This window comes from Streptomyces sp. NPDC018031 (assembly GCF_044327625.1).
GTDB lineage: Bacteria > Actinomycetota > Actinomycetes > Streptomycetales > Streptomycetaceae > Streptomyces.
On the sequence record NZ_JBIRFT010000044.1, the window covers coordinates 1 to 7,449 of the forward strand.

At 73.2% G+C, this 7,449-nt stretch carries 1 protein-coding gene; it reads left to right on the plus strand.

From position 1 onward, the window contains the following. On the plus strand, window positions 1–7,449 hold a 7,449-nt coding region (locus tag ACH4B3_RS34080), incomplete at both ends, for a type I polyketide synthase (protein WP_398469645.1).

The window sequence follows — 7,449 nt, forward strand, 5'->3', positions numbered from 1 at the left end:
CGGGTGCGTTGTCGTTGGAGGACGCGGCGCGGGTGGTGGCGCTGCGGAGCCGGGCGTTGCTGGCGTTGTCGGGTCTGGGCGGCATGGTGTCGGTGGCCGTGGGCCGGGACGAGGCCGAGGCCCGGTTGGCGCGATGGGATGACCGGCTGTCGGTCGCGGCGGTGAACGGGCCCTCCGCGGTGGTGGTGTCCGGGGATCCGGAGGCGTTGGAGGAACTGCTCGCGGAGTGTGAGGGCGAGGGTGTGCGGGCGCGGCGGGTGCCGGTGGACTACGCCTCGCATTCGGCACATGTGGAGCGGATCGAGGAGGAGGTGACCGGCGCGCTCGCCGGGATCGCTCCCCGGTCGTCGGATGTTCCGTTCTACTCCACGGTGACGGCGGAGGAGGTCGACACCGCCAGGCTGGATGCCGGTTACTGGTACCGCAATCTGCGGCAGACCGTCCGTTTCGACGAGACGGTGCGCCTGCTGCTGGACTCCGGGCATCAGATGTTCGTCGAGGCCAGTGCCCATCCGGTGCTGACCATGGGCATTCAGCAGACCGCCGAGGACGCGGGGGTGGAGGCGGCGGCGGTCGGCTCCCTCCGTCGGGACGAGGGCGGGCTGGACCGGTTCCGCACCTCGCTCGCCGAGGCGCACGTGGCCGGCGCCCCGGTCGACTGGCTGCGGGCCCACGGCACCGACGCCCTCCGGCGCGTCGCCCTGCCGACCTATGCCTTCCAGCGTCAGCGCTACTGGCTGGACACGGTACGCCCGGCGGTCTCCGACCGTACGGGGCAGCCGGACACCGCAGACGCGTACCCGACCGAGGCCGGCGCGCCCGCCGCCACCGGGGCCGACGCACTGCGGCAGCGACTGAGCCGACTGAACCAGGCCGAGCAGCAGGAGACCCTGCTGGACCTGGTCCGCACCCAGGTGGCCATCGAACTCGGCTACGCGGGCCCGGACGCCGTCGACACCAAGCGGACCTTCAAGGACCTCGGCTTCGACTCGCTCACCGCCGTGGAACTCCGGAACCGGCTGAACGCGGCCACCGGACTGCGGCTCGCCACCACCCTGCTCTTCGACTACCCCACCCCCACCGCGCTCATCGGGCACCTGCGCGAGGTCCTGCTGGGTGCCGAGCACGGCCCCGCCACGGCCGGGACCGCGGCCACCGCCGCCTTCCACGACGAGCCGATCGCCATCGTGGCGATGAGCTGCCGCTACCCCGGCGACATCCGCTCCCCGGAAGACCTCTGGCAGCTCCTGGTGTCCGGCGGCGACGCGATCGGGGCGTTCCCCGCTGACCGCGGCTGGGACCTCGACAACCTCTACGACGCCGACCCGGACGCCCCGGGGAAGACCTATGCCCGGGAGGGCGGGTTCCTCTACGACGCGGGCGAGTTCGACCCGTCGTTCTTCGGTATTTCGCCGCGTGAGGCGCTGGCGATGGATCCGCAGCAGCGGCTGCTGCTGGAGACCAGCTGGGAGGCGTTCGAGCGGGCCGGGATCGACCCGGAGAGCGTGCGTGGCAGCCAGACCGGCGTGTTCGTCGGTGCGATGTCCCAGGACTACGGGCCCCGGATGCACGACGCCACCGAGGACCTACAGGGCTACCTGCTGACCGGCAACACCGTCAGTGCCGCTTCCGGCCGCATCTCCTACACCTTCGGGTTCGAAGGCTCGGCGGTGACGGTGGACACCGCGTGTTCGTCGTCGCTGGTGGCGCTGCACCTGGCGGCGCAGGCGCTGCGGCAGGGCGAGTGCTCGCTCGCCCTCGCGGGCGGCGTCACCGTCATGTCCACCCCTGGTCTGTTCGTGGAGTTCAGCCGGCAGCGGGGCCTGGCGGCGGACGGCCGCTGCAAGCCGTTCGCGGCGGCCGCCGACGGCACCGGCTGGTCCGAGGGTGTCGGCATGCTGCTGCTGGAGCGGCTGTCGGACGCCCAGCGCAACGGGCACACCGTGCTGGCGGTGGTGCGCGGTTCGGCGGTGAACCAGGATGGTGCGTCGAATGGTCTGACGGCGCCGAATGGTCCGTCGCAGCAGCGGGTGATCCGCCAGGCGCTGGCGAGTGCGGGTCTGTCGGCGGCCGAGGTGGACGCCGTCGAGGCGCACGGCACCGGCACGTCGCTGGGTGACCCGATCGAGGCGCAGGCACTGATCGCCGCGTACGGCCAGGACCGGCCGGAGACCCGGCCGCTACTCATCGGCTCGGCGAAGTCCAACATCGGGCACACCCAGGCCGCGGCCGGTGTGGCCGGTGTGATGAAGATGGTGCTGGCCATGCGGCATGGTGTGCTGCCGCGGACCCTGCACGTGGACGAGCCCAGCGGGCATGTGGACTGGTCCGCGGGTGCGGTGCGGCTGTTGACCGAGGCCGAGGTGTGGCCGGAGGTGGAGCGTCCGCGTCGGGCGGGTGTGTCGTCGTTCGGCATCAGTGGCACCAATGCGCATGTGGTGCTGGAGCAGGCGCCGGTGGAGTCGGTGCCTGTGGAGGCGGAGTCGGCTGAGGCGGCGTCTGCGGCGGGTGTGGTGGTGCCGTGGGTGGTGTCCGGGCGGTCCGCGGCGGGCCTGCGGGGGCAGGCGGAGCGGTTGCGGTCGTTCGTCTCCGGTGAGCAGGTGCCGGTGGGGGATGTGGCGTATTCGCTGGTGACGTCGCGGTCGGTGTTGGAGCACCGGGCCGTGGTGCTGGCGGAGGGCCGCGATGGCCTGGTGGCGGGGCTTTCGGGTGTGGTGTCGGGTGAGCCGGTGCCGGGTGTGGTGCTGGGCACGGTGGTGCCGGGCAAGTCCGCGGTGCTGTTCTCCGGCCAGGGCTCGCAGCGGGCCGGGATGGGCCGGGAGCTGTATGCGGCCTATCCGGTGTTCGCGGATGCTTTCGACGCGGTGTGCGCCCGGTTCGACGCCATCAGTGCCGGTGATGGTGCCGCTGTGTTGGACCGGCCGTTGCGTGAGGTGGTCTTCGCCGAGCCCGAGTCCGAGTCCGGTTCTGCGGATGCGGGGTTGCTGGATCAGACGGTGTTCACGCAGTGTGCGCTGTTCGCGGTCGAGGTGGCGTTGTTCCGGTTGGTGGAGTCCTTCGGTGTGGCGCCGGACTTCGTGGGCGGGCATTCCATCGGTGAGCTGGCGGCGGCGTATGTGGCGGGGGTGTGGTCGCTGGATGACGCGTGTGCGCTGGTCGCGGCGCGTGGCCGGCTGATGCAAGCCCTGCCCACTGGTGGCGCGATGATCGCGGTGAACACCACGGAGGAAGAGGTCCGGGGGCTGCTGGCCGGCCGTGAGGACCTGGTGGGGGTCGCGGCCGTCAACGGCCCGGCGTCCGTGGTGCTCTCGGGTGTCGAGGCGGCTGTGGTGGAGGTCGCGGAGGCGCTGTCGGCTCGGGGGGTGAAGACGCGTCGGCTGCGGGTGTCGCATGCGTTCCACTCGCCGTTGATGGAGCCGATGCTGGCCGAGTTCGAGCGGATCGCCCGGAGCCTGACGTACCAGGAGCCGGTCATTCCGGTGGTTTCCAACGTGACCGGCCAGGTCGCGTCGGCGGAGGAGTTGTGCTCGCCGGGGTACTGGGTGCGGCATGTGCGCGACGCGGTGCGGTTCGCCGACGGGGTGCGGACGCTTGCCGGGCGGGATGTGGTCTCGTTCCTGGAGCTGGGTCCGGACGGTGTGCTGTCCGCGATGGGCCAGGAGTCGGTGCCGGAGGCGGTGTTCGCGCCGGTGCTGCGGAAGGACCGTGCGGAGGCGGGTTCGCTGGCGGAGGCGTTGGCGGAGATCTTCGTGCGGGGTGCGGGGGTTGACTGGTCGCGGTTGCTGACCGCGTCCGGGGTGGTGGGGCGTCGGGTGGATCTGCCGACGTATGCGTTCCAGCGGGAGCGGTACTGGTTGGAGTCGGTGCCGGTGGCTGGGGATGTGGTGTCCGGGGAGGGTGTGGACGCGGCGTTCTGGGATGCGGTGGAGCGGGCTGATCTGCCGGCGTTGAGTGATGCGTTGGCGTTGGACGCGGAGGGTGATGCGGCGGCTGGTGAGTCGTTGGCGGCGGTGCTGCCGGTGTTGTCGGCGTGGCGTCGGCAGAGCCGGGAGCGGTCGCGGGTGGAGGGCTGGCGTTACCGAGTGGCGTGGTCGCCGGTGCCGGACGCGGGTGCGGTCGTGGTTCCGGGTGACTGGCTGGTGGTGGTGCCGGCTGGTGCGGCGGGTGCGGAGTGGGTCGCGTGGAGTGTGGCGGCGGTCGCCGATCACGGTGGCCGGCCGGTGGTGGTGGAGTGTGCGGCGGGTGGTGACCGGGCCGCGCTGACCGGGCTGGTGCGGCAGGCCGCGGCCGGGCGGACCGAGCCGTTCAGCGGAGTGCTGTCCCTCCTCGGCCTGACCGAGGACCGTTCGTCCGACCTGCCCTCGGTGCCGGTCGGTCTCGGCCTCACGTTGAACTTGACGCAGGCGCTGGGCGATGCCGGGGTCGACGCCCCCCTGTGGTGCGTCACCCGCGGCGCCGTCTCCACCGGGGCGGCCGACCCCGTGCGTCAGCCGGTGCAGTCGCAGATCTGGGGTCTGGGCCGGGTGGCCGCCGCCGAGATCGTCGACCGCTGGGGCGGTGTGGTGGATCTGCCGGAGGTGCTGGACGGGCGGGCCGCGGGGCGGTTCGCGGCGGTGCTGGCCGGTGTGGTGGCCGAGTCGCAGGTGGCGGTGCGTTCTTCGGGTGTGCTGGCGCGGCGGCTGGTGCGGGCGGTGGCCCGGGCCGGGGTGGCCGAGTGGCGTCCGTCGGGGAGTGTGCTGGTCACCGGTGGTACCGGTGCGCTGGGTGGGCAGGTGGCGCGGTGGCTGGCGCGGCACGGGGCTGAGCATCTGGTGCTGGTGAGCCGGCGGGGTGTGGAGGCTCCCGGGGCGCGGGAGCTGGTCGCGGAGCTGTCCGGTGTGGGTGTGCGGGTGACGGTCGAGGCGTGTGACGCGGGCGACCGGGAGGCGCTGGCCGGGGTGCTGGCGCGGATCCCGGTGGAGGTGCCGCTGACGGCTGTGGTGCACACGGCCGGTGTGCTGGACGACGGTGTGCTGGACGCGTTGACGCCGGAGCGGTTCGAGCCGGTGCTGCGGTCCAAGGCCGAAGCGGCCCGGCATCTGCACGAGCTGACCGCGGACCTGGACCTGACCGCCTTCGTCCTGTTCTCCTCCTTCTCCGGGGCGGTGGGCACGGCCGGTCAGGCCAACTACGCCGCGGCGAACGCGTACCTGGACGCCCTGGCCGAGCAGCGGCGGGCCGCCGGCCTGCCCGCGACCTCGATCGCCTGGGGCCCGTGGGCCGACGGCGGCATGGCGGACGCGGTGGCCGGGACCTGGCGCCGGCACGGGCTGCCCGCGATGGCACCCGAATCGGCCCTGGCCGCCCTGCGGCAGGCCGTGTCCCAGCCGGTGGCGGCGCCGGTGATCGCCGACGTCGACTGGGAGACGTTCGCGCGGACCTTCACCGGTACCCGGCCGAGCCGGCTGCTCGATGAGCTGCTGCCGACCCGGCGGACCGAGGAGACCGCGGCAGAGGCCGGCGCCGACGCGGCGGCCACGCTGCGGCAGCGGCTCGCCGGACTGTCCCGGGACGAACAGGACCGCCACCTGCTGGAGCTGGTCCGCCGTCAGGTGGCCGCGGTGCTCGGCCACGCCTCGGCGGACACCGTCGACACCGGCCGCGCCTTCAAGGAACTCGGGTTCGACTCCCTGGCCGCCGTCACCCTCCGCAACCGGCTGAACGCGGCAACCGGCCTGCGGCTGCCGAGCACCCTCCTCTTCGACCACCCCACCGTCATCGCCGTGGCCCGGCAGCTGCGGGTGGAGACGCTGGGTACGCAGGACGGCCCGGACGCCACCGCGCCGGTCACGGTCGCGGCCGACGACGAGCCCATCGCCATCGTCTCGATGAGCTGCCGCTTCCCCGGCGGGGTCCGGACCCCCGAGGGGCTGTGGCAGCTGCTGCTCACCGGCGAGGACGTGCTCACTGAGTTCCCCGCCGACCGCGGCTGGAACCTGGAGTCGCTGTACGCCGACGACCCGGAGCAACTGGGCAAGAGCTACGTCCGCGAAGGAGCCTTCCTGCACGACGCGGGCGACTTCGACCCGGCGTTCTTCGGCATCTCGCCGCGCGAGGCCGCGGCGATGGACCCGCAGCAGCGGCTGCTGCTGGAGACCAGCTGGGAGCTGTTCGAGCGCGCGGGCATCGACCCCGGCGCGCTCCGGGGCAGCCGCACCGGCGTCTTCATGGGCAGCAACGGCCAGGACTACGGCACCCACCTGCGCCAGGCGTCGCAGGACGTCGAGGGCTACCTGGTGACCAGCAGCGCGGCCAGTGTCGTCTCCGGCCGCATCTCCTACACCTTCGGCCTCGAGGGCCCGGCCGTCACGGTCGACACCGCGTGCTCCTCGTCGCTGGTGGCGCTCCACCTCGCGGCGCAGGCGCTGCGGCAGGGCGAGTGCTCGCTCGCCCTGGCGGGCGGCGTGACCATCATGTCCACCCCGGAACTCTTCGTGGAGTTCAGCCGGCAGCGCGGCCTGGCGGCGGACGGCCGCTGCAAGCCGTTCGCGGCGGCCGCCGACGGCACCGGCTGGGGCGAGGGCGTGGGCGTCCTGCTGCTGGAGCGGCTCTCCGACGCCCAGCGCAACGGGCACCACATCCTCGGCGTGGTGCGCGGTACGGCCATCAACCAGGACGGTGCGAGCAACGGCCTCACCGCGCCGAGCGGCCCGTCGCAGCAGCGGGTGATCCGGCAGGCGCTGGCCAGCGCCGGTCTGTCGACCGGTGACGTGGACGCGGTGGAGGCGCACGGCACCGGCACCACGCTGGGCGACCCGATCGAGGCGCAGGCGCTGCTGGCCACCTACGGCCAGGAGCGCACCGACGACCGCCCGCTGTGGCTGGGCTCGGTCAAGTCCAACATCGGGCACACCCAGGCCGCCGCCGGTGTCGCCGGTGTGATCAAGATGGTCCTCGCCATGCGGCACGGCGTGCTGCCGCGGTCGCTGCACGTGGACGAGCCGTCGCCGCACGTGGACTGGTCCGTGGGCGCGGTGCGGCTGCTCACCGAGACCACGCCGTGGCCCGAGGCGGAGCGTCCGCGCCGGGCTGGCGTGTCGTCGTTCGGCGTCAGTGGCACCAACGCCCATGTGGTGGTCGAGCAGGCCCCGCAGCAGGAAGAAGACGGCGACGCGACCGGAGCGGAGGCGCCCAGCGCGGCCGGCGAGGTCACCGCGGCCGTCGACGGGGTGCTGCCGTGGGTGGTGTCGGCCAAGTCGGACGCGGCGCTGCGGGACCAGGCCCAGCGGCTGCTGGCCTACGCCAGCGAGCACCCGCAGCTGTCGCCCGCCGGCATCGGGCAGGCGCTGATCAGCACCCGGGCGCTGTTCGACCGCCGTGCGGTGGTGCTGGCGGGGGAGCGGGAGGGTTTCCTGGCGGGGCTTTCGGCGTTGGCCGAGGGTCGGGAGGTGCCGGGTGTGGTGCGTGGTG